The following is a 22,232-nucleotide window of genomic DNA, read 5'->3' as shown; positions in this document are numbered from 1 at the left end:
CTGCACGCGGACAAGGGCTACGACTACGACCACCTGCGCCGATGGCTACGCAAGCGCGGCATCCGGCACCGCATCGCCCGCAAGGGCATCGAGTCATCCACACGGCTTAGCCGGCATCGCTGGACGATCGAGCGCACGATGTCCTGGCTGGCCGGCTGCCATCGCCTGCACCGCCGCTACGAGCGAAAGGCCGAACACTTCCTGGCCTTCACAGCCATCGCCTGCAGCCTCATCTGCTACCGCAGACTCACCAAATGAGACCACGTCTTATACGTGCGGCGCGTGCCCTCGGGGTCAACGGCCCACTGCCGGGCGAGGTCGGGCAACTGAGCAAGACGGCCAGGCGGCCCTGCGGGTGGCTGCGTGATATGACGTATGACTGACGGATGATCACGAATGGGGGCTGGAGATGCTTCAGGGGAAGCGCGGCGCGGTCATGGGACTCACGCTGGTACTGGCATTGGCGGGCTGCTCGGGTGGTAACGCCGGCGGTGGCGGGAAGGGTGGAGGCGGAGGCGTGGCCGACGCACCGTTCAACCCATCTCAGGTAGCCCAGGCCATCCCCAGTCAGCTAGCTGCCCCGAAGGGCTGGAAGGGCCAGGAGCCGCGCGTCCTCAACGGGAACGCGGCACGGGAGCAGTGCGAGACGCAAGCCCAGTGGGGCTGCGCCGGGATCACCGGCTACGCGACGACCCAGTACTTCACGACCGACTCGGGCGGCGACACCAACGTCATGTTCACCCTCCTCGCTTACGACTCCGTTGAGAACGCCAAGGCGGGCATGAAGGCGGCGGTCGCCGAGAACCACAAGGACGAGAAGACCAAGCCCCAGCCGCTGGCCGTCGACACGAGCGCCGACGAGACGGACGCCTTCACGGACGAGGGGTACCCGACTGCGGCACTACGCGTCGGCTCCGTCGTGGCTGTGATGTTCGGCAAGCAGCTGCCCAAGGACCACGACCTGCCGTCCTTCGCCAAGCTTCAGGTCGACCGCATCACCACCGCCGCCACGGGCAAGAACCCGGACGCCTAGGAAACGCTCTCCGCTCCCCCGACACCGCCCAGTGGAGCTGCCGATCTCCCCCTCGATCAACTCTCGACAACCCGACGCCGGGGGTTGGAATCGGCACCCCGGCAGAGTGCTGTCGGAAGTGCTGAACAACTGCTGTCCAATCTCGGGCTCTGGCTCAACTTCTGTGATGCGGCTCGTGGTCACGGTTGAGTGCGGCGGCCAGTTGCGTGCCTGGCTCGCCGATGAGGCAGCGGCGGGACTGTCCGGTCGGCCACGTCGAGATCCCGTCATCCACCCACCGAGGAACGACGTGGAAGTGTAGGTGGGGAACGGACTGTTCCGATCCCGGTCCGCTGGCGCTCAGGATATTGACGCCCGAGGCGTCCAGGGCAGTGCGCATGGCTGCCGCCACGCGCTGGACCAGCGTCATCGACGCCGCCAGGACATCGGGCGGGCACTCGAACACGTCCGTGAAGTGGCTGGTAGGGATGACCAACGTGTGGCCCGGCGCGAGCGGGTTCAACGGGGTGAACGCGCAGGCTTCAGCCGCACGGGCCACCCAGTGTGCGGTGCCTTCATGAATGAGTTGGCAGAAGACGCAGTCCACGTCGCCAACCCTGTCACAGGCCGCATCCGGGGTTCGGGCCGGGAGGATACGGCCCGGGAGGCTCGGAGCGGCTGTGCTGCAGATTTCACAGAAGTTGGGCCAGAGCCCGAGAAATGACGGCACTCGACCTTCGCGGCGCCTGCTACTCAGTGGCAATCCAATCGCAAGTTATAGCTGGCTTCGGGGATGATCGAAGAGTTTGAGCATGGTGGAGGGGCGACAGTATGGCGATCAGTGGGCTGCATCCGGAGAGGACGGCTCGGCTTGAGGCGCTCGTCAACAAGTGTCGGCCGCTGCTGACCGGTGATGGCGGGATGGCTGCTGTGCAGCAGCTACTGACTGAGCGCCGAGTCGAGGTGCTCGATGCGGTAGTGATCACGCGCGAGTTGCTTGGGGCGGGTCCCACGGCCCTTGCGAGGCGAAGACGATCGTCCTGACGAGTCCAGGTAGGGGGCGTGAGCTGCGAGTGCACGATCAGTTCATGGATGCCGTCGAACGGAACGGCGACCACGCTGAACAATGAGACAGATCCCTCGTTCGCTGAGTCGTCAGCCCGCCGCCGGCGCGGCGAACTCTGAAAGCGGACGAGCGGAAGTCAGCTGGCTTTGGCCGACTCCTCGGCTCGGGTGGAGGCGAGGCGGTAGGAGTCGGTGCCGGTCTCGATGATGGTGCCGTTGAAGGTGAGGCGGTCGACGATGGCCGCGCAGAGCCGGGGGTCGGTGAACGTCTTGGTCCAACCGCCGAACGACTCGTTCGAGGCGATCGCGACGCTGTTCTTCTCCTCGCGTTCGGTGAGGACCTGGAAGAGGAGTTCAGCGCCGTGGCGGTCGAGTTCCATGTATCCGAGCTCGTCGATGCAGAGCAGGTCGACGCGCCCGTAGCGGGCGATGGTCTTGTTCAGCTGCTTCTCGTCCGCGGCCTCGACCAGCTCATTCACCAGCTTCGTGGCGAGGGTGTAGCGGACGCGGTAGCCCTTCATCGCGGCCTCGGTGCCCAGGGCGATGAGCATGTGGGACTTGCCGGTGCCGGAGTCGCCGATCAGGCAGAGCGGCTGGCTCTTCTTGATCCACTCGCAACTGGCGAGGGTGTGGATGGTGGCAGGGTCGATATTCGGGTTGGCGTCGAAGTCGAAGGATCGCAGCGACTTCTCCCGTGGGAAGCCGGCCGCCTTGATCCGCCGTTCCGAGCGACGCCGGGCCCGATCGTCGCACTCGGCCATCAGGAGCTCGGCGAGAAAGCCTCGGTAGGTCATCTGGTCCTTGACCGCTGCGGCTGCGATGTCGGGGAACTCAGCCCGGATCGTTGGCAGCCGCAGGAGACGGCAGGCGGTGTCGATCGCGGCGTCGGCGGCCTGCTCGGTCATGTTCCGCTGGCGGGGCAGGGTCACTGGGCTTCTCCCTCACGGTGGGTGCTGCCACTGGTGCGGTGGCGGCGGAGCAACTGGTCATAGGGGGTCACCGAGGGCAGTGGCCTGGTGTCCGGCGGAAGGTGCGCGAGCCGCCACTCGTGCAAGGACGTGACGGTCGCCGACGGCTGGCCTGCCGGATGCGTATCGCGCTGGGCAGGAAGGGTGGTGGACTCGTCCTCGGTCTGGGCGGCTTTGCGGGCCTCCAGGGCAACGGCGTCCGCGGTCAGCGCTCCAGCCCGAAGGGCTGTGGCCAGGCCGGCGACCAGATGTTCGTGCGCGATATGCCTGCCCAGCAAGAGCACTTCGATCAGTGCTCGGGTGCCGTCCCTCTCGCCGTGGACCTTGCGGGCGGCCGCCCACCATGCGTCATGGACCGGGGTGAACCTCCCCGCCGAACGAGCCTGCTCCAGGGCAGTTGCGCCGGGAAAGGCGCCCGGTTTGCGGACCAGGGCCTCCAGGTAGTGGTCCAGGTCCAGGCGGATTCCGCATTTGGCGATCAGGCGTTCATGCCGGGCCACTTCCACGTTCTGGTCGTAAACCACGAGGTGAGAGGCGTGCAGCATGACCCGGACCTTCTTGCCGATCAAGCGGACGGGGACCGAGTAGCGGTTGGTGCGGACGGTGATCTGGCTGTAGCGGTCCACCCGCGGCGTGAACAGACGGCCTGTCTCGAACGGCTCGTCCGGCAAAGGAGCCAGCAGCGGCTGTTCGACGGCGAAGTACTCGTCGATCGTCCGCGGCCTCGCCCCGATGCGCCGGCGTCCGTCGTGGAGGTCCCATTGGTCGACCAGTTCGTTCAGCTCAGCAAGCGAGGCGACTTCCGGGACAGGCGTGAAGTGGTTGCGGCGGAAGTAGCCAATCTGACCCTCGACCCCGCCCTTCTCGTGGGCGCCCTCCATGCCGGGCCGGCAGTAAAAGCTCTCGATGCCGAAATGGGAGCGGAACGCGATCCAGCGGTCCGTCTCCACCCGAGCCCGGCTGAGCCCCAGGACCTGGGCGACCGCGGACTTCAGGTTGTCGTAGCGGACCTTGGTCCGCGGGACCCCACCCAGAGTTTGGAGCGCGTGCACGTGGCCTTCGAAGAACGCTTCCTGGCCGCAGGAGGCGAAGACGCGATGGACGGCCTTGCCCGAGTAGGACAGGCGGAAGGAGAACAAGACCGTTCTCCTCGACGAGCCGGTGAAAGATCCGCGTGACCGTGTGCCGCTGCTTGCGCGGCGCATCCAGGTCCGCCCGCAGTATCTGGTCGATCACGAACTTGTACGGATCGAGCGCGGTCGCACGCGGCGGGAGCTGCTTCCGGGGTTCCGGCCAGGCAGAGTTCACCGCCTTCCGCACCGTCCGGTACGTCACCCCGTACTTGCGCTCCAGGGCTCGCATCGACGTACCAGCACGGTGGTCACGCCGGATCGCCGCATACAGCTCGACCTTCGACATCTGCGGCATGACCAGCACCTTTCACCAGGAGCATCCCGATGCTGCCCTGGCAAGAACCGCAGTGCTCTCAAAACTCGTGAACATCACCCGACCGTGGATCGGGGTGCCTCCCAAACCCGTGAACAACTGCTGTCGCTAGCCGTGAACAAAGCCACCAGGGTTCCGTACGGCCACAAGGAAGGCGCGTACCCCCTCGGACAGTGGATCGCGGAACAGCGACGCGCCTACGGAGCCGGGCAGATGAACGGCCAACGCGCGGCGCGGCTAGAGAAGCTCGGCATGGTCTGGTCGCCGGCCGATGAACGCTTCCAGGAGAACCTGGAGGCCGCCAAGGCCTACTACGACCAGCACTGGACGCTCTGCGCACCCCGGCCCGCCACGATGCTGGACCGGCCGATCGGGCAGTGGCTGTCCAACCTCCGCCGCCCCGGCGCCCTGGAGGGTCACCCTGAGTGGGAGACGGCGCTCAAGGAGGTCGACGAGGACTGGAACCCGGCGTGGCCGGCGGAGTGGCAACGGAACTACGCCGCACTGCGCGAGATGGTGGCCGACGAAGAGGGACAGGCCGGCCAGACCGAGATCCTGCCCGGGTTCACAGTCCACGGCATGGACATCGGCAAGTGGCTGGCCCGGCATCGGACGTCGAAGGTCTGGCAGGCCCTGACGGACGGACAGCGCGAACGCCTGGAGGCCCTCGGCATCGCGCCGCTCGCCCCGGAGCCGAAGGAGCCCACGAAGCCGTCCACGACGCCCATGGGGGCCTTCGAGAAGGGCGTAGCAGCCCTCGCGCAATACAAGACCCGCACCGGCTCCGTGACCGTGCCACGCAGTCACGTGGAACGCCTGGGGGATGGCGCCGAGGTCAAACTCGGAGTGCTCCTGTCGAACGACAAGTCGAGGCGGGCCAAGCTCACCACCGACAAACTCGCCGCCTTGGCCGCCCTCGGGCTGGAGTGGGCAGCGTAGCTGCGTGAGAAGCTCTGAAGGGTTCGTGCCGGACGCAGTCGGCACAGACCCTCAGTCAGCCCGGCTCCGACACTGGAGGGCGTGTCAGCTCCGCATCCCGCTCACCCTGATGAACGGCACCGCAACCACCCAGCCGCTGGAACTCCTCCCCGATACACCGGATGTACACCGGTGGAATCGCCTTCGTCAGCTCCTCGCCAACACACGCGCCACGGTGAGCTCCTGGCGGAGCAGGTCAGTTGGTATCTGGTTCCGGAGACGATGGGGTGGCTGTGGAGTCACCATTGGCGGATGACTCGACCACGGGGAGCCCGGCCCGGGCTCTGATCATGTCGGCTTCTGCCCGCATCAGCTCGGCCTTTGCCCGGACCATGTCGGCTCCGGCCTGGCCACGGGCTTGCACGTACTTGGCGTAGGCGGTGAGCGTGACACCGATCAGCGTGCCGGTGGCGGTGCCAAGGGCGACGATCGGTGGTCACCACGGCGGGCGCGTCGGTGGGCCCCAGCCGTCCGTGGGCCCGGAAGCTGTCGAGTACTTCCCGCAGGCCGATCAACGCGGCCGTCAAGAGTATGACGATCCAACCACCGACAGCTATCAATGCACGCCGGTGCTGCTGCTCGTTGAAGGCACCGCTTTGCCCTATGCCTTCGCTCTGATTGGTCCGCACTGACATCATGCCTTTTCTCATCGCTGTGAATGCCGCCTGTACCAGGGACATGGCGCGCCAGCCAAGCCGGAACCAGCGGGCGGGCTTGGCCGGCGGGACCTTGAAGCCAGGCCCAGCGAGTTCCATCTCCCGGAAGGTGACCAGAACTGTCGATTCGTCCTTCTGCCGGAGGGCAAGCCCGGCCTGCCAGAGGTCGCTCTCGGTGGGGTTGCCCAGACGGTCGAGGAGGGTTTCCGAGGGACGGCCCACCGCAATCACCAATGGTCTGACGATCGCTAGCGGCCTGGACTGTTCTGCGGTGGCACGCGCCTGGTGCAGGGCGATCAGGAACCGCTCGGTGGCGTGGGTGCCCTCGGCTCCAGGTTGGGGCAACACCACCATCAGCACGGGACGAGCGATGCGACGTCGCTGTCGGAAACTGCCCAGATCTTCCAGCAGGGCACGGACCAACAGGTCCTCCAGCTCCTGCAGCGCCTCTTCGCGGTCCGGGTCGCCGTCCTTGCATGTCAGCCGCCGAGACTGCATGGCTGATACACAGCTCATCACCCCGAACAGGTCGCTGCTGCCCTCGGCCACGGGGAGTTCGCCCAGCCAACGCATCACCTTCCTGGACATCCGCCAGGACCACAACGGCCGGTACAGGTTGAGCACGACCGACCCGAAGGTCGCTGACAGCCGGCCGCCTTCCATGGCCCAGAACGCAAGCCTCACCAAGGTGCGAGGTTGCTCGACCACTTGCCGCTGGAAGGCGAAGTCGCGCAGTCGCCACTGCGTTGCATTGGCCGGGGCCTCGCAGTCGCCTCCACGGATGCAATCGACAAGGCTGGCCATCAACCAGAACTGCGGGTACCGCCCCTGCGTGTGGTTTTGCAACTGGGACACTGCCTGCTCAGAGAGCGGCCAGTTGTAGCCCCTCTCGGCGGTCAGGAAGGTGTTCGGCACGGCATCGAGCGCCCCCCGGAGCGCTGCCGCGACGCGATACACGGCCTTGTCATGAGCCCATCCCTCGCCCGGGACGTCCAGGATCATCAGTGGTGGATTCACGGCCAGGTAATTCCACTTACCCGGTGTCACGGCTCTCGAAAACTCGTGGAGGAAGAGGTCCGCTCCTTCGCTGTAGGGGAAGCCGTCGAGATCCCAGACCTCTCGCGCCACAGATCCCCCAAAAGACTGATTCGTGGGTTATCCGGGTGAGGCCGGTCGGCCTCACCCGGATAACCCGAAAACAGAACAAGGACACCTGGTCAATCTGTCCCGCTTCGTCTCGCACCAATCACGCAGACCGGGACGCCCGCTGCTTCCTGCAGCAGGGTCGCACTCGCCGATGCCTCCTCCCGAGCCGCCAACTCCTCCAGCACGCACACGACCGAGCAGACGCACCTGGTGATCGCGCCAGGGGTGCGGATCGAGCAGACCCGGCGCCGGCTGGCCAAACTCCGTGCCGAGGGGCTGGTCGAGCGGATCACCCTGCCGCAGGCCGGGCGGACCCGCGTGTGGTTCCCCACCCAGTACGGGGTGCAGGTCGCCTGCGAGCGGCCGGAGCTACGGGAGCGACGCCCGCCAAAAGGGGCCTTCGATGCGACCCGCTGCGCGCCCGGTTGGCGGCCGTCGCCAAGGGAGAGGCGTTCCGCGGTACGACTGCGGGCCAGGCACGGACTGACGGTAACCGAGACCGCGTTGGCCTTTCTCCTGGACGGCCGCCGCCGCGGCGAGTTGCGCCGGCCGCTGGACTGGCTCTGCGAGGTCTACCACCCCATCGGGGGCGGCCCCGATGCGCTCCTGTACTACCGCAGCAGCAACCGGAACGGCGACAGCTGGTCGATGCTGCGGGCCTTCGTGGAAGTCGACCGGGCCACCATGGGCCCCGAACGCCTCGCCGCCAAACTCCACGCCCACGCCCGCCTCCACGACTACGTCCCGGCCCCTCCTCCCGGACGGCGCCGGCCGGGCCTCGGCCAGGAACCGCCACAGGAGGAATGGCGACGGCACTACCCGCTCTTCCCAGGGTGCTGTTCGTCCTGGACGGCACCGGCCCCACCGGGATCGAGACCCGCATCAGCACCCTGCACGCCGCCGCCCGGAATCTGGCACCGTCCGACTTCCGCCGTAACGTCCCCGTCCTGGCCGCGCCGCTGGTCGACCTCCTCCGGGACGGGCCCGGAGCGCCCGTATGGCGGCCCGTCCACAACCCCGACCGGAGCGTCAGCTGGAACAACCCACGGCATCCATAGCTGCTCAACCGGACCTGCACACAAGGGCATTGCGCAGGCCCGACCACAAGCCCCACCACAGCAGGTCACAGCGCTGCACGTGTCTGCGCACCGATACCGGCCTGCGCAATGGGGCATTGCGCAGGCCGGACCATGGCCACCACGGGCCCGACCACAGCAGGAAAGCTCACCAGCGACAAGCCCCAACAGCTGGTGAACCTCGGACTGCAGTGGGCGGCGGAGGGCCGTCGCATTTTGCTGGAGGCTCCGAGGAAGGGGGACCAGGCCGTCTCCAGGCAGGAGTAACGTCCAACGCAGTTAGAGCGAAGCTGGGCGCCCGCCAACGAGTCTGCTCCACGCTTCATCCCATTCCGGTAGTTGCTCCTTCCTCAGCCTGCAGCCGCGGAGGAACGCGCGCAGCTGCTGGTTGTCGTTGGGAAGGGCCTGACGGTTGACGATCCGCGCGAGGGTACTCAGTGGTATCTGCATCGGGCCGCCAGCCAACTCCTGGACTTCACGCAGCGGGGGGGGCTCCCATCCGTTCGTAGAGGGTCGCTAATGCAAGGCTCAACTCAGCCCAGTTGGCGATAAGGCGAGCCCTGGGGGCCTGTAGGCGCAGGCTGCCGCGTTCCTCCATCCGTGCGTTCGCCCACAATTTGTACAGAAGGCGTGGGCGTGATGTGACGCGCAGCCGGTCAAGCGCCTTGGGCGGGGCAGCGAGGTGGCAGGTGTCGGCGAACTCCATCACCCTGGACAATTTCGGCACATTCATACCGGAGGCAGTCCGTTTGTAGGTTGCGGCCGATGCTTGGCCGAATTCGGCCATGTCGTCATAAGTGACCTCGGCAAGCTTGCGGATGGCTCGAAGCTTCAACGCCAGCGCCGCCCGATGGCGGGGGCCCACGACGGGTTTCTCGGAACGTCCCATGGGAGGGCTCCGTATCACCTGTTGTCAGTGAGGGCGAGGACGCTGCGCGCGAGGGCCACCGAGAGACGGCGCCCGCCGGCTACCGCGAGGGTTACCAGGACGCCGATGCCGCCGCAGCCAAGCAGCAACCTGAAGATGGCCATGAGCGGCATGCCGTCGATGTAAAGCGCGCAACCGATCACTGGGAATGTGATCGTCGGCAGCACCTGCGCCACTGAAAGGCGGTGCAAGGCCGGCTCGTCCATCGGCTGTGACTGCGGCACCTTGGCGGGCCGGGAAACGGGTGCGACGCGACCGTCGCGAGTTTTTGACATGGCTGGACCCCTGATTGTTGGTGCGGGGGCCTGGCTAGGCCCCCGCACTGGGTGCAACCCGCTTCTATGGACGCACAGTTGGCGCTGTGTGACGCACGGGCACTGGCAGTGTCCCAGCCGATACCGGGGTTCCGGAAACCCAACGAGCATGACATATGTACGGTATGGGTGATATGTCAGTTAGTTCGCTCATTCGTGTCCACGAAAATGGTTACCCGCTGGTAGATCCGCAGAGGGAAGGTCCCGAGCTGGGACAATGCACCTGCACTGCCCTTGCCTCGCACCACAGATACGTGGCCGTACGCCCTCGCGCACCTCCGGAAGGCGCAGATATCTATGCGAAAACAGAAATTCGCTCATCTGTGTACAAATCGCTTTTGCTGTAGACCCGCCTACGAGCGCAAACTGTTCTAGAGAAACGGGCACCCATTGCCCGAAAAGCCCCTGGTCAACTGGGTGCAACCAAGAGTCAAGGGCATCGGCGGGAACCGTGTTGGCGCACGCCCCGCCCGCAAAAGGGGAGGCCAACGGCCTCCCCTTTCTGCACGTGCCGGTCACGGACTGCTCTGAGGGGGACGCGGGCGTCAGGCCCTTCAGGGCCGCCGCCAGTTCAGGAACGAAAGCACGAGAGCCAGGTGCCGCCGGCCTTCTATTCGGGCACCGCCTGGTCCTGCTCCTGCTGCTCGGGCTCGGTGTGCTGGGCTTGGCGTTCGGCGGTGATCGCGCGCTGCTTGCAGTCGTCGCACAGGTGCGGATGGGGGACTCGCTTGGGGCATCCCAACCGGAGGGCTCCATCGCCTTCCACCGTGCGTCGGTGAACCGGGCGCCGCAGCCGGCGCACACGGGACGGCGGGCCTCCCGTTCGACCCTCTGCTGCTCGGCCGCGCGGCGCAGCTGCTCCTTGTACCCCCGCTCGCGGGCTGCGTACTCGGCCTGCTGGCGGGCGTCGTGGGCTTCGCGGCGCGGGTTGCCGATCGCCTCCAGGAGCGTCTGGTTCTGCGGGCGGCCGAAGCGCCGGAAGATCGCCCCGGCCGGGCCGTGCTCCTGGAGGTGCTTCATCCCGGTGACGACGATGGGGAGCTTGCCGTCGTACATGGGGAAGCCGTCGTCGTACGCGGTGCCCTGCCAGTGCCGCTGCGTCAGTTCGGCCAGCTGCGCGATGACGGTGTTGGGGTTGCGCGGGCCGACATGGTGGAAGACGAGCAGCAGCGGCGGGTGCGGCTGGTCGCCGTGACGGCCGTCGGGCACCCATTGGCGGTCTAGTCCAGGTCGTTCGGGCACCACCCGCTGATGGGGTTCGCCGACCACAGCCGCGGCGGGTTCGGCGAGCCGGTCGGGGGCCTGCTGTGGCCCGGCAATGCGGGCTCCAACACCGCCGCCGACCACATCGAGGCCACGAAGCTGGCCCTGGCCCAGTGCCGAAACGGCTCCGGCAGGAGACACGGGGAGACGTCCTTGCTGCGGGTACTGTACGCGCGGTGGCGCAGCACCGAGATCAGGCGATAGCCAGGCACGGCGGACCCGCAGAGAAACAAACCGAGGCGGATACGGCCTGCATCACGGCCGGGGCGTCCAGCCCGAGGCTTCGCCGACCGGGACGGGTCACGGCAGTGGCGATTCGGCAGGCACCGATCGGTCGGGCCGGTCACCCGTGACGGCGGCTTGGTCCGCGTACAGATGCAACTGATCGCTCTCCAGCCGCACGAACGGATCGGTCCATGTCTCCGAGGCACCCGGGACGAACAGGCGTGTCGTCCTCCGCCGGGCGTCGTGGATCACGAGCGAGAGAATCCTGTAGCCGAGCAGACCGAGGGCGATCTCTTGATCGGGATGGTCTTCCGGACCCGCCGCCTGCACCACGTAAAACCGATCACCCACCCAGTACCCGGACTGATCCAGCCAGGCATCCACCATCAGCCGAACGCCGTCCACCCACACGCCGACCTCGCCCCAGCGGTTACGGTCACTCATGTGCACGGCCCGGTGGCGGTCATCGGCGGAGAATTCCACCCGCAGTTCCAAATCGCTCCAGCAGTCCGCGAAGAAACCGCAGGCACCCGGCACCGGACCCACACGATACGCAGCGGCACCGGCGACGGAAAAATCGATGCGGTCCTGGCCGCAGGTCTCCGGCTCCCGGCACGGCCGGTCGATACGGCGACTGCAACCCAGGCCCATCGCGGCGCAGTCCCGAGGGGAGGCCTGGGACAGCAGGTCGACAAGGCGCTCCTTATACGGCGTGTCGCCGATACGACTGCGTATGTCGCCGCCATCCCACCACGCGACCAGGTCGACCCCGACCCGCGAACGCCGCAACCACTCGCGCCAGCGCTCATCCCGGACACCCCGCGGATGCGAGACCGCTGGCGAAGGGGACACACCCTCATACGGCCCGTCCCCGTCCCGGCGCCGGCCTGCCTTCTTGCCAGGTCTCCAACGCACACTCGGCCTCCTTGACGTCTTCCGGCACCATCCGACAAAGGGCCTTCGAGGTGGAGCCGGCCCGTTAGGCAACGGGACTCAGGTACGGGTGGGAACCGCCCAGGACCACAGGGTAGAGACGGGCGACGCCCGGCAGGTGATTCTCGAACACCTCGCGGAGCCCCACCGCTTGGTCGTCCTCGACCGGGGCTGGGTTCGCCGGCGACGTCGATACCGTGGTGGCGTCGGCCGCGCTGTCGCCCGGGTTGGCGGCAGGGGTCGGCGGCTTGAGGCTCCAGGCGTCGGTGAGGAAGTCGCGGCCGGGGCCGGCTCGGGTGCGGGCGCCGTGGTGCTCCAGGCGTCGGTGAGGAAGTCGGCGGGCACGGCGGGCGGGCTGCACGTCGGACGCGGGCGGCTTCTGCAACTGCACCGGGCCGGCCTGCGTCGGGACGGCCGCGGGCCCGGGGTCGGCGGTCTTGCCGGTGGTGACCCACTCGCGGGCATCGGTCTCGGTGCACAGGGTGGCCGACTTGCCGCCGCCGGTGGAGACGTTGACCAGGATATGCGGGGAGTCGGCGTCCAGGTCGACGGAGACGATCCGGCCCGCGGACCCGATCCCGATGACGGCCGTCGTGGCGCCGCCCCTGGTGTGCTGCGGGTGCTTCGCCAGGGACCCGAAGAGCGCCGGGATCTGGAGTGGATCCATGATGTTCCGCTCGATTGTCTAAGACGGTGTCCTATGTGGTGAGGCGGACGTACCGCTTGTAGCAGCAGATGGCTGCGGCGAGACCGAGAAAGGCCAGGTAGTTGCGGGGATTGCGTTCATAGCGAGGGCTGAGTCTGCGGTAGCCGGACAGCCAGGAGATGGTCCGCTCGATCACCCACCTACGGCGGCCCAATCGTTCGCTGGACTCGACGCCTTTGCGGGCGATGCGCACTCCAATGCGCTTGCCTCGTAACCATTTACGCAGGTGGTGGATGTCGTACGCCTTGTCGGCGTGCAGGCGCTGGGGCTTGAAGTGGCGGCCGCGGTGGGGGTCGTGTCTCGTTTGGTGACCCTCGACCATGGGCTTCAGGCCTTCGCTGTCGTGGACGTTGGCGGCCGAGACGCCGACGAGAAGGGGCAGTCCCTTCGCGTCCGACAGGACGTGCATCTTGGAACCCGGCTTACCCCGGTCCACGGGGCTCGGACCTGTGAGTTCGCCCCCTTTTTAGCCCTCACGTGAGCGGATTCGAGGACCACGCGCGAGACGTCGATGAGACCGGCGTCATCGAGCCGGTGCAACACCGCCTCATGCAGCCGGCCCCACACGGCCCGCGACCAGATCAGGAACCGACGGTGCGCGGTCGACTTCGATATCCCGAAACACGGTGGCAGAGCTCGCCAGGAACAACCGCTGACCAGCACGTAGATGATCGCCGCGAACAGCGTCTCATCAGGCGTGTCCTGCGTTCCGCCGCCTTGTAGCCGCACCTTCGACGGTGGGATCAGCGGCTCGGCGATCTCCCACAGCCCGTCCGGAACAATCCAACTCCACGTACCCCGCCCCATAGACAGACCAACGAGCGATCACCACATAGGACACCGTCTAAGACGATGGGCCCAGTTGCTTGCCGTCAGGAGCTTCCAGGTCGATGCCATCCAACACCGCGCCCGTAGCATCCCAGACGCGTCGGCACACGGCGCGGCGAGCCGCGTCGATCACGGTGAAGCGGGCGGTGTAGGTGCGCTGAACGAGCCGCGCCAGGTCGGCCCCTTCCAGCTCTACGTGCAGGAAACCGTCCTCATCCGGTACGTCGTGGCTGTTCTCGCAGGGGAAGTTCTTGAAGTGGCTGAACGGGTACTGGCAGTGCTGCTTCACCACCCGCCATGTCGCCGGGGCAAAGACCAGTTCCACGCGTGAGACTCCAGCGGCCTTCAGCAGCCGCTCGCGCCGCAGCTGGAGTTCCAGACGGTCCTGCAGTGCCATGCACAACCCCCTTGCCAAACGTGGCTGGAACACCGGTCATTGCCGATTGTCTCGGGCTCGGCAGGTACCTGTGGCGGAATGCGCCAACCCCACCCGCGCGGCGTGCGCCTTGCTCTCCTCCGCTCACTGTCCGCCGCTCTGCCGGCGGATTGGCGCGGCGGCCCCGCCGACGGGCGAGGCAGGGTCTGGCCAACCTCCTCGGCGCTGCCAACTCGGTGGCTCGGAGGTCTGCGCGGCCGAAGGGGCGGCCGGGTTGGTGCGGTCGGGAATCATGCGGTCTTCCACAAGGGTCCGTCGTGGTGCTGACGTGGGAGACTGCCACCGCTACCGCCCGCGTGACCACACGGCCAAGGCGCGCCGGTTCCCGGCGGGCCAGTGGTCACCTTCGGTTCGGGCCGCCCTCACGTCGCCACGGGCGGACTCGTAGCGTCAGCTGTAGGTCATCGGGCAGCCGCGGCGCAGTGAGTGCTCGGCGGCACGCAGGTACACGGCGACGTAGAACGCGGCGTCCAGGTCCTCGCTCCAGGGCCCTGGCCGGGCCGCGGCCAGTTCCTTCGCCTCGCCCTCGAGGAACCAGAACGTCAGACCGAGGTTCCCGGCCTCCTGCGGCACCTCCGGCGGCAGTCCGATGACGTCCGCCAGCCGCCTGGCCAGGGCGAGCACCTGCGGCGCTCCCGCGATCACGGTCGTGTCGGTGTAGGCGGAGCCGATGGGCAGGTGTATCTCCTCCTCCAGCGACACCGGTACCAGCACCGACCACTCGCCGAACGTCTCCTGCTCCCGCGGCGTCAGGTGCGCGCGGCACAGCGCCGCGAACCCGTCCATGGGAGGGATGAGCTTCTCCTCGAACCACACCCCCGGTTCCTCCTCCCGAACGGGCTCGTACCGCGGCAGCCCCCGCCGCTCCAACTCCTCCTCGAGCGCCGAGGCGACGGCTCCCCGGCCGCCCTCGTCCTCGTCGCCGTCGAGCCATTCCCGCGCACCCACGCTGACCAGATAGATCCCCATGCTGGAAAGGTAGCGCCCGCCACCGAGAACGCCCCACCCGTAGACGGGTTGGCGTCAACGGTCTGAACGGTTCTGGTCCAACTTCTGGATGCTGTTGGTGATCTTCGCGCGCCACAGGGTGAACTTGCCTGGCTTCAGATCTGGTCGTGTCTTCGGTGTGGTCCGCTCATCTCAGCGGGGTGGATTCGGCGGTCGGAGGGGTGGCCGCGATGGCAATGAGGTCCAGTCCGGGGCGGATGATTCCGCCGTTGACGGTACGCATAGCGCGGGCGAGCAACCCGCGGGGTACGGCGGCGATGTGGGTGCGGGATCGCCTGGACAGCCTGTTCATCGATGAAGACTTCACCGGCTGGTATCCGGTGGACGGACGCAGAGGCCGGCCGCGCCGCATAGCTCCGCCAGGTGCAGCCCGGCGTCCTCCTCTCCAACTCCGCAGGCAGCAGTCCTCACAAAAACCCAGCTCACATCCGCTCTCCTGCCGCTGTCGCACATGCCTGCCGGCTGGTCGGCCACCACCGATCCCAGCACAGGCGACAAGACGTTCTGCAACTACCGCCAGCCGCACACGGCGCAGGTTCACGTTTCGCGCACGTTCCAAAAGGGCGGAGGCCTGACCGCCGCGGTTGCGTCTGTGGGAATTCGGCAGTTCGCGAGCGCGAGCGATGCCGCCGAGTCGTTCGCCGCGATGGAGAAGGCACTCCAGACCTGTCACAACGAAACGTACGAGGGCTCAGTGCTGAAGTACTCGCCGATGAGCGTAGACAAGTTCGGGGGACCGTTCCCTGGGGGTACGCATCGACGCGGACGGGAGGGTTCAGACGCCGGAGGCTGTGGGGGCGTCCCACAGCCCTCGTACGACCCGGTGCTTGCGGTGCGACTCCCAAGGAGGGTTCGCAGTTCCAACCGCGTCGAGGCTGCGCTGCGCGACGACCCGCCACCCTGCGCCGCGCAGGCTCGCGCCGGTTTCCCCGGCCTGGAGGCCGACTCCGCACAAGCCGTTACGTCTGTCCCCTCTCGAACAGCTCGTTGAGGACCGACATCTTGTCGGGCCGTGCCTCCAGCAGGATGAGGCCGAGCACGGCAACCGGGTCGAGCGCGGGATCGCTGCGGGTGACGTATGTGTGGACAGTGCGGTCGGGCCTGGACGTCTCCCTGACATCAAGGACGGTTCGTTCTTCGGATGTTACGGAGAAGTGCAGCTTCCTGCGGAATCGAGCACGGCGGATGCGGTACTCCGCTTCCCACAGCAGCACGGTGTTCCCATGGCGCTCTCCCACCCGCTGTCCATGTGCCGACAGCAGGGGCTGCCCCTCATTGAAGTCGACGCGCAGACGCGGGTCGTCGCCGACTCGGTCCGTGCTGCCCAACACATGCTGACGACCAGGACCGGCCTGCGACGCGAACGCTCCGACGGATTCACCGTCCAGTTGGAAGAACGAACTGACCATCCACATCATCGACTGGCCCGGTCGAAGCCCACCGCTCGTCGTCACCGGCGCCTCACCCAGTTCCTGAAAAGCACATCGTCGTTTCGCACATGGTCGCTGAGCCCCCATCGGCTGCTGGGACATGACATTCACCAACGGAGACGTGAGCATTCCCGACGCGGTTCTTGATGTTGCTGCTGTGCCTCCCGTCGTGGCTGACGCGTGCGCGCACAACGTTCGGGGTCCTGCTGCCCGAGCCGTACGTCAGCGCGACGCGGCACGGCGGTGGCTATACGGCATGGAACCGGACAAACAACGGAAAGTTCGCGCCACGGATCTTGTGTGATGCCTGTGAACCTCCTGAGAGCTCGTAACACGATCATGAGCGGGCCTTCTTGAGGCGTCTCCAGCAGATGAGACCGCAGACCAGGAAGACGAAGGCGTCATGCAGGTCGAGGCGTCTCTCCCAGCGGACGGCCAGGCGCTTGAAGTGATGCAGGAGAGAGAAAGTCTGCTCGACGACGTAACGGAGCTTGCCGAGGCCCTTGATGTTCGGGGCGCGGAAGATCACCGGCAGGATGCGACGTCTGCGCAGCTCGCGCCGGTTGGGGCTGGTACACACCCCTGGTAGCCGCGGCCTTTGGGCCGCGAGCGGGAGGTGCGGTGTTTGAGTGGGCGGCCGGTCGGCCGCGCACCCACACGTTGCAGCCCGTGTGCAGGACGAATGAAGGAAACGCGAAGCCCGTTACGGTCCATGCATATATCCATAACTATTACCGGCAACGTCCATCAATACACAGAATGTTGTTGACGGCCCGCCAGAGACCTCGGCCGTACGGGCGCACCGGACCGGGCACCCACTCCGCCACACCACGCCACACCAGCAGCGCTCAGGCCCTCACCCGAAAGTGAGTAAAGACGTCCTCGGCCGCAGGACGGGCATGTGGCGGGTCGACAAGAGCTACGGAGTGCGCGGAAGAAGGTGTCGCGTGAGGCGCCCCAGTCGGCGGAAGGAGTGGCCACGCGTGATCCGAAGGCGTGTGAGCCGGCTGCCGGGCGCGCGGACACGGGCCTGCGGCCGGTCCGGTCAGTGTCGCGGCGGATACTCGATGGTGTATTCCTCCACGGTACCGGGCTGGTGCGCGGCGTACTCGTCGCGTGCCTGCCGGTCTTCCTCGCCGAGTGGAGGGTGCAGGGCAGGGGTGGCTGGGGCGTGCCAGAGCTGGATGAGGTGGTGTTCTCCGTGGTCGCCGATGCCGGGTTCGGGGTCGTCGGCGTGGCAGTACAGGCGCATGCGTACCCAGTCGCCGCTGGCGGCGGGGGGCGGCATCTGCAGTGGGGGTTCGTTTTCGGGCCAGGCGTCCCAGAAGTCGCCCTGTCCGATGGTGGCCAGGCAGAGGGTGGGGATGTCGGCGCGCAGGCTCATCTCCTCCGCCGGCTGCCATCGGTCATCCGCTTCGGGGGCGGGCGCGTTGTCGTGTACCTGGACGGTCATCTGGAGCGGGCCGGTGTCGGTGGTGGGGAGCACGACGGCGATGGCTTCGCCGGCCGGGCCGCAGCGCCAGCCGAACGGCATCTCGGGTGGGAATTGGTAGTCGTCGTCGAAGCCGATGAGGTAACCGTGTTCGCCGAGGTCGACGGTGAACGTCACTTCACGCAGCAGCATTAGGCCCTCTTTCAGCGGAAGAGGTGCCCCGCTCCCCCGGCTCAGCGACACGCCGTGTTCGCGGCGTGTCGCTGAGACTGAACGCACACTTGGCTCGCCCCCGCCCACCCGCCCGCGCTACCGGCGGACCGTCAGAACAGCCCCTTGGCACGGTTGAGGCCACTACCAATCTTGACGCGGGTGCCGTACGACCCCTTGCCGTCGCCGGACTGGCGGTAGAGGTTGCCGGCAGTGTCGCGGGCGATCAGGTCGCTCTTGCCGTCGGCAGTGATGTCGCCGACGCCGACCACCACGTTGTAGGAGCCGCCCCAGCGGCTGGCGATCTTGACGCGGCCGGCGAAGGTGCCGTTGCCCTTGCCGTAGTAGCGGTACAGGTTGTTGGAGGTGTCCTGGGCGATCAGGTCGCCGATGCCGTCGCCGTTGAGGTCACCGGCGCCGACGACCTTCTTGTACGTCTTCCAGTTGGCGTACAGCTTCACGCGCGCGGAGAGGGTGCCGGTGCTGGTGCCCTTGTAGAGGTAGACCGCGCCGGTGGAGGAGTTGCGGGCGATCAGGTCCGGGCGGCCGTCCTTGGTGACGTCACCGGGGTAGGTCAGGACGTCGTACTGCTTCCAGCCGGTCCTGGAGACCGTCTTGTACGGCGTGCCAGCGGCCGACGGCTCGTTGCCGCAGCCCGGCCGGTAGGCGCGCAGGGCGTCGCCGACGCGGACGAGGAAGTCGTTGCAGCGGTCGCCGTTGAGGTCGCCGAACGGTACCGCCTTGATGCTCGTCGACCAGCCGCCGCCGATCTCGCCCCCCGTCAGGTCGCCGCGGCCCGTGCCCAGAAGCCACTGGAGCCTGCCCGAGGTGTCGAGTTGGAGCAGGTCGCCGAAGCCGTCGGAGACGATGTCGACGCCGCCGCTGAAGTCACGGAAGGCCGGGCTGCCGCCGGCCACCGCGATGGTGCCGGTCTCCAGCGTCGACGGGGTGCCGGAGCCGTACTGGACGGCCTTCAGCGTCCAGGTGAGCCTGCCGTTGACGGCGATCGCGCCGGTGCTGGTGCGGCCATTCCAGACCGGGGCGATCGTCGTGGCGGAGCCGGGGTTGCCGGTGAGAGTGCGGACGGTCCGCCCCGCGGTGTCCTTGAGCGTGAGCGTCCAGGAGGCGACGGCGGAGTTGGTGGTCCAGGAAGGCTTCCAGGCGGCGCTGGAGGAGGTGGTGCCGTTCAGGAACACCCTCGCCGGGACCGTGCTGTCCGTCACCTTGAGGGTGGGCCAGGCCATGGTGGAGGCCATCACCTCCGTGTCGTAGGAGATGGTGGACGAAGGCCCCCAGACCGCGGTGGCGGAGCCGACGGCGTCCGCCGCGATCTCGACGTGCACCGACCGTCCACCACCTACCCGGCGCGCGGACGTCCACTCCCCGCCGGCCAGGGTGGACTCCCACACGGACTCGCGCTGCTGGCCGGCGTCGAGCTCGGGCCACAGCACATGGACCGAGCCGTCGGGGGCGATGACCGTGTCGGACGTGTACTGGGCGTCACCGGAGGACAGCGTCCTCGACGCCGACCAGGTGCCGCCGGTGCTGTCGAAGGTGGTGGTCCGTACGGCGTCCGCGCCCGTGGCCCGGTCGGTCCAGACGAGGGTGACATCGCCGTCGGGCCCGACCAGCGGCTCCGGAACCTCGGCGGGCTCGCCGACGGCGCTCGCGGCGGTCTGCGGCTGGCTCCACGCGGAGGCCGCGCTGGCGCGGCGCATGATCTGGAAGGTGCTGTTCGCGTCCTGCCACACCAGGTGGACCGAGCCGTCCGGAGCGGAGGCCAGCGTGGGAGCGTCGGTGGCCGCGGTGATCTCCTGCGGGGTCGGCCAGGTGTAGGTGTCGAACGGCCTGGTGTTGGTCATCACCCGGTAGTACTGGGAGCTCACGCTCATCCAGTACGAAACGACGAGCCCGCCCTGTCCGTCGTAGGCGATCTGCGGGTGCCCGACGGTCCCGTAGCCGGAGGCACCCGCGTAGGTGGCGGCGTTGCTGACCTGCGCCGGGGTGGACCAGGTGCCCTCCCCGACCAGGGTGGCGGCGTACGCCTCACTCCTGCCGGTCCGCCACACGCGCTGGCTCCACACGGCGGCGATCGTCCCGCCCGGCCCCACGGCGAGGTCGGGGGAGTCGAAGTCCGTGCTCTGGTCCGAGGCGATCACTGTGGGCTGCGACCAGGCGGACTGTCCGGCGTCCAGGGTGGCGGAGGCAATGTGGTCGGTCGTGGTCCACACCGCGGCGACCGAACCGTCCGGCCGGGCCGCGAGGCGCGCCTCGCTGACCGTCTCGGAGGCCAGGACTCGGGTGGTCCACGTCTCGCTGTTCGCGGGGCGCATCGCCCAGTGGAGGACGCCGGTCGTGTACTGGGTCCAGATGGCCACGGCGGTGCCGTCCTTGGCGATGACGACGTCCTGGACCTCGGACTTGTAGCCGTACAGCGATACCGGGCTGCTCCACGGCGGCTGCACGGTCGCCGCGGCGGCCGGTACGGCCGGGAGCGTGCTGCCCGCGAGGGCGAGCGAGACGGTGACGAGTGCGGCGGCCGCGGCACGACGGCGCGACGGCAGCGCTGATCTGCCCATGTGTGTGAATTCCCCTCCCCGTAGGGGCCGTTCGCCCCCCGATCGGCACCTTAGGGGGTTCGTGAGCGAATCGTGAAGGAGTTTGATTGAATGGCGTAGAGGGGTGAAGAAAATTCTTTCAACGGCCGCAACCCTTCACGGTCCGGTGACCACTGACAGGGCGTAAACCCGCTCCTCCCCGTATGGAACCCCCGTGGCAGCCGCTTCCGCAGCCATGCCGCCCCGGCCCCATGCTGGCAGTGCGGGAGTACGCCAGCAGGCGGCCCGTGCCCGTCGGGCGCAGGCCCGTCACCGAGGTGCGGCTGCGCCGGCCCGTGGCAGGCCTCCGGCCAGTGCGGCCGGGCTGATCTGCTGTCGCAGGTCCAGGTAGCAGCGCAGCCGAACGCCGGGCTCGCCGGCGTCCCGCGTCGTGAGCTGTGCGGGCGATGTCGCCCACCGATCGGCGAGCAGCTGCTGGAAGACCAGGGCGGTGGCGTCGCCGGCGGCCGCGACGTCGACGACCAGGCCTGGCTCACTCACGTGCGTCTCGTGAATCGGGTGCATGAACGACACTACGTCCGGGCGTCCCGGGAGGGCTCCGCCGCAGCGGTGTCTTCACCCGCCCCAGCGCCGGTGGTCAACGGCTGTCGCCGCCCCAGTCCCAGCGGGCCGGGTCGCCGGGGCGCGGGTCCTACAGCGCCCGCCCGCCGGGGCCGAACTGCCCGAGCTCCGTGAGGAGGGAGACACCGTCGCCGATCTCCTCCGGCCTCCAGCCGGTGATGTCGAGCAGCAGTCCGTCCAGCGGCCCGCCCACCAGTTCCGCGTAGCACCGTCCCGGCATCGGGCCCGGATGGTCGCCGGCCCCGCAGCGGCTGCTCATCGTCGCTGTCCATGCCCTCCAGCCTCACAGCCGCCACCGACAACATGAACGTGCGCTGCTGCAGAGTAGAGGTTCTGGCTCAACTTCTGTGGCATGGCCACTCTGAGTGACATCCGGATACCTTCGAGCCGTGCGCGAAGTCGCCCGAAAATGGTCCGTGGACAAGACAGTTGGGCCGACAGTTCGGGGCCGTGGAAGAAGTCGCGCGCTGGCTGAAGGAGTTGTTGTTCCCGTCGATCGCGGACGTCACGGTGCTGTCGGTGGACGTGAACATCGAGATAGTGCGCGTTGACGCGCAATGCATCGCGAACGGTGCCCTGTGCCCGGTCTGCGGAGTCTGGTCGAACCGGGTTCATGGTTCCTACTGCGGTTTCCCGCTGATGTGCCGAGCGGTGGCCGAAGCGTTGTTCTCCAGTTGAGGGTCCGTCGGTTCACCTGCGGGAACTCGGGCTGCGCACGCCGTACCTTCGTCGAGCAGATACCCGGCTTGACACGTCGGCACGGTCAGCGGACCGAGCGTTGCGCTCCACCCTGGCCGCGGTCGGCCTGGCCCTCGCGGGCCGGGCCGGAGCCCGCATCGCCCGCGTTCTCGGGGTGTCCGTCAGCCGCAGCACGGTGCTCCGGCTGGTCGATGCGCTACCCGAGCCCGATGTCCCCGCGCCGCGGGTGGTCGGCGTCGACGAGTACGCCACCCGCAAGGGCCGCCACTACTGCACCATCCTCGTCGACATCGA

The 22,232-nt window shown here is 67.7% G+C and carries 22 protein-coding genes and 5 pseudogenes; 9 read left to right on the top strand and 18 right to left on the bottom strand.

The features are described 5' to 3' along the window. Together ACWGJM_RS47435 and ACWGJM_RS47430 are read left to right on the top strand one after the other, a co-directional pair. Nucleotides 1–258 (top strand): transposase (locus ACWGJM_RS47435; RefSeq protein ID WP_453418011.1); only part of this gene is annotated, 258 nt, incomplete at its 5' end. 259 nt (nt 259–517) lie between these two features. Next, nucleotides 518–1,033 carry a hypothetical protein gene (locus ACWGJM_RS47430; RefSeq protein WP_453418010.1) on the top strand — a complete coding sequence of 172 codons (516 nt, stop codon included), beginning with the start codon at nt 518–520 and terminating at the stop codon, nt 1,031–1,033. Between the two features lie 154 nt (nt 1,034–1,187). Here the strand turns inward: ACWGJM_RS47430 and ACWGJM_RS47425 are convergent, their stop codons facing one another. The 3 genes and pseudogenes from ACWGJM_RS47425 to ACWGJM_RS47415 form a co-directional block, all read right to left on the bottom strand. After that, a complete protein-coding gene (locus tag ACWGJM_RS47425; protein WP_453418009.1) occupies nt 1,188–1,619 on the bottom strand; it encodes an HIT family protein in 432 nt (143 codons plus the stop codon). Nucleotides 1,620–2,214: 595 nt separating this feature from the next. After that, entirely contained in the window at nt 2,215–3,006 is a 792-nt protein-coding gene (gene istB / locus ACWGJM_RS47420) for an IS21-like element helper ATPase IstB (protein ID WP_453418008.1), read from the bottom strand. Continuing rightward, a pseudogene (locus ACWGJM_RS47415) lies at nt 3,003–4,473 on the bottom strand (IS21/IS408/IS1162 family transposase). Before ACWGJM_RS47415 ends, istB begins: the two are co-directional and overlap by 4 nt. A gap of 132 nt (nt 4,474–4,605) precedes the next feature. Here ACWGJM_RS47415 and ACWGJM_RS47410 point away from each other — a divergent pair. Beyond that, complete coding sequence (locus ACWGJM_RS47410) at nt 4,606–5,430, top strand: helicase associated domain-containing protein (protein WP_453418007.1); 825 nt, start codon at nt 4,606–4,608, stop codon at nt 5,428–5,430. A gap of 278 nt (nt 5,431–5,708) precedes the next feature. On the opposite strand, the gene ACWGJM_RS47405 is transcribed toward ACWGJM_RS47410, so the two are convergent. Beyond that, entirely contained in the window at nt 5,709–7,253 is a 1,545-nt protein-coding gene (locus ACWGJM_RS47405; protein WP_453418006.1) for a hypothetical protein, read from the bottom strand. Between the two features lie 228 nt (nt 7,254–7,481). On the opposite strand from ACWGJM_RS47405, the pseudogene ACWGJM_RS47400 reads away from it, so the two are divergent. Together ACWGJM_RS47400 and ACWGJM_RS47395 are read left to right on the top strand one after the other, a co-directional pair. Beyond that, nucleotides 7,482–7,943 (top strand): annotated as a pseudogene (locus tag ACWGJM_RS47400) (replication-relaxation family protein); the annotation flags it as partial. Between the two features lie 131 nt (nt 7,944–8,074). Continuing rightward, nucleotides 8,075–8,329 (top strand): hypothetical protein, encoded by a 255-nt coding sequence (locus ACWGJM_RS47395; protein ID WP_453418012.1) that lies wholly within the window; start codon nt 8,075–8,077, stop codon nt 8,327–8,329. A gap of 493 nt (nt 8,330–8,822) precedes the next feature. Here ACWGJM_RS47395 and ACWGJM_RS47390 read toward each other — a convergent pair whose 3' ends face one another. From ACWGJM_RS47390 to ACWGJM_RS47380, 3 genes are all read right to left on the bottom strand, one after another. Beyond that, nucleotides 8,823–9,236 carry a hypothetical protein gene (locus tag ACWGJM_RS47390; RefSeq protein ID WP_453418005.1) on the bottom strand — a complete coding sequence of 138 codons (414 nt, stop codon included), beginning with the start codon at nt 9,234–9,236 and terminating at the stop codon, nt 8,823–8,825. Nucleotides 9,237–9,250: 14 nt separating this feature from the next. After that, the gene (locus tag ACWGJM_RS47385) at nt 9,251–9,481 is read right to left on the bottom strand and encodes a hypothetical protein (RefSeq protein WP_453418004.1); all 231 of its coding nucleotides are present in this window, start codon (nt 9,479–9,481) and stop codon (nt 9,251–9,253) included. A 718-nt stretch (nt 9,482–10,199) separates the two neighbouring features. After that, nucleotides 10,200–10,331, bottom strand: coding sequence for a hypothetical protein (locus ACWGJM_RS47380; RefSeq protein WP_453418003.1), 132 nt, complete (start codon nt 10,329–10,331; stop codon nt 10,200–10,202). 167 nt (nt 10,332–10,498) lie between these two features. On the opposite strand from ACWGJM_RS47380, the gene ACWGJM_RS47375 reads away from it, so the two are divergent. Next, nucleotides 10,499–10,813, top strand: a complete 315-nt coding sequence (locus tag ACWGJM_RS47375; RefSeq protein WP_453418002.1) for a hypothetical protein — start codon at nt 10,499–10,501, stop codon at nt 10,811–10,813. Between the two features lie 3 nt (nt 10,814–10,816). Next, nucleotides 10,817–10,966, top strand: a pseudogene (locus ACWGJM_RS47370) (IS1380 family transposase); the annotation flags it as partial. A gap of 186 nt (nt 10,967–11,152) precedes the next feature. Here ACWGJM_RS47370 and ACWGJM_RS47365 read toward each other — a convergent pair. The 11 genes and pseudogenes from ACWGJM_RS47365 to ACWGJM_RS47315 all read right to left on the bottom strand — a co-directional run bounded on the left by ACWGJM_RS47365 (nt 11,153) and on the right by ACWGJM_RS47315 (nt 21,498). Then, nucleotides 11,153–11,929 carry a hypothetical protein gene (locus tag ACWGJM_RS47365; RefSeq protein ID WP_453418001.1) on the bottom strand — a complete coding sequence of 259 codons (777 nt, stop codon included), beginning with the start codon at nt 11,927–11,929 and terminating at the stop codon, nt 11,153–11,155. Nucleotides 11,930–12,056: 127 nt separating this feature from the next. Next, nucleotides 12,057–12,677 carry a hypothetical protein gene (locus ACWGJM_RS47360; protein WP_453418000.1) on the bottom strand — a complete coding sequence of 207 codons (621 nt, stop codon included), beginning with the start codon at nt 12,675–12,677 and terminating at the stop codon, nt 12,057–12,059. Between the two features lie 31 nt (nt 12,678–12,708). Beyond that, nucleotides 12,709–13,523, bottom strand: a protein-coding gene (locus ACWGJM_RS47355) for an IS5 family transposase (protein ID WP_453417999.1) whose coding sequence is annotated in 2 segments (ribosomal slippage) — nt 12,709–13,184 and nt 13,184–13,523 — 816 coding nt in all. Because the reading frame shifts where the segments join, the coding sequence is not laid out codon by codon here. Nucleotides 13,524–13,560: 37 nt separating this feature from the next. Then, on the bottom strand, nt 13,561–13,941 hold the full coding sequence (locus ACWGJM_RS47350; protein WP_453417998.1) for a hypothetical protein: 381 nt from the start codon (nt 13,939–13,941) through the stop codon (nt 13,561–13,563). A gap of 429 nt (nt 13,942–14,370) precedes the next feature. Then, nucleotides 14,371–14,949: a hypothetical protein gene (locus ACWGJM_RS47345; RefSeq protein WP_453417997.1), complete on the bottom strand. Its 579-nt coding sequence runs from the start codon at nt 14,947–14,949 to the stop codon at nt 14,371–14,373. A gap of 998 nt (nt 14,950–15,947) precedes the next feature. Beyond that, nucleotides 15,948–16,520 carry a hypothetical protein gene (locus ACWGJM_RS47340; RefSeq protein ID WP_453417996.1) on the bottom strand — a complete coding sequence of 191 codons (573 nt, stop codon included), beginning with the start codon at nt 16,518–16,520 and terminating at the stop codon, nt 15,948–15,950. Between the two features lie 235 nt (nt 16,521–16,755). Further along, nucleotides 16,756–17,007: pseudogene (locus ACWGJM_RS47335) on the bottom strand (IS5/IS1182 family transposase); the annotation flags it as partial. A 456-nt stretch (nt 17,008–17,463) separates the two neighbouring features. After that, nucleotides 17,464–18,042, bottom strand: coding sequence for a hypothetical protein (locus tag ACWGJM_RS47330; RefSeq protein ID WP_453417995.1), 579 nt, complete (start codon nt 18,040–18,042; stop codon nt 17,464–17,466). A gap of 131 nt (nt 18,043–18,173) precedes the next feature. Beyond that, nucleotides 18,174–20,639 (bottom strand): FG-GAP-like repeat-containing protein, encoded by a 2,466-nt coding sequence (locus tag ACWGJM_RS47325; protein WP_453417994.1) that lies wholly within the window; start codon nt 20,637–20,639, stop codon nt 18,174–18,176. Between the two features lie 288 nt (nt 20,640–20,927). Further along, nucleotides 20,928–21,158, bottom strand: a complete 231-nt coding sequence (locus ACWGJM_RS47320) for a DUF6207 family protein (RefSeq protein ID WP_453417993.1) — start codon at nt 21,156–21,158, stop codon at nt 20,928–20,930. A gap of 151 nt (nt 21,159–21,309) precedes the next feature. Continuing rightward, nucleotides 21,310–21,498, bottom strand: coding sequence for a hypothetical protein (locus ACWGJM_RS47315; RefSeq protein WP_453417992.1), 189 nt, complete (start codon nt 21,496–21,498; stop codon nt 21,310–21,312). Between the two features lie 191 nt (nt 21,499–21,689). Between ACWGJM_RS47315 and ACWGJM_RS47310 the strand changes: the two genes are divergently transcribed. Together ACWGJM_RS47310 and ACWGJM_RS47305 are read left to right on the top strand one after the other, a co-directional pair. After that, complete coding sequence (locus tag ACWGJM_RS47310) at nt 21,690–21,917, top strand: hypothetical protein (protein ID WP_453417991.1); 228 nt, start codon at nt 21,690–21,692, stop codon at nt 21,915–21,917. Nucleotides 21,918–22,017: 100 nt separating this feature from the next. Further along, nucleotides 22,018–22,232 (top strand): annotated as a pseudogene (locus ACWGJM_RS47305) (ISL3 family transposase); the annotation flags it as partial.

It is taken from the genome of Streptomyces sp. NPDC054834 (assembly GCF_053611185.1).
This window is presented reverse-complemented; position numbering and strand designations above follow the sequence as displayed.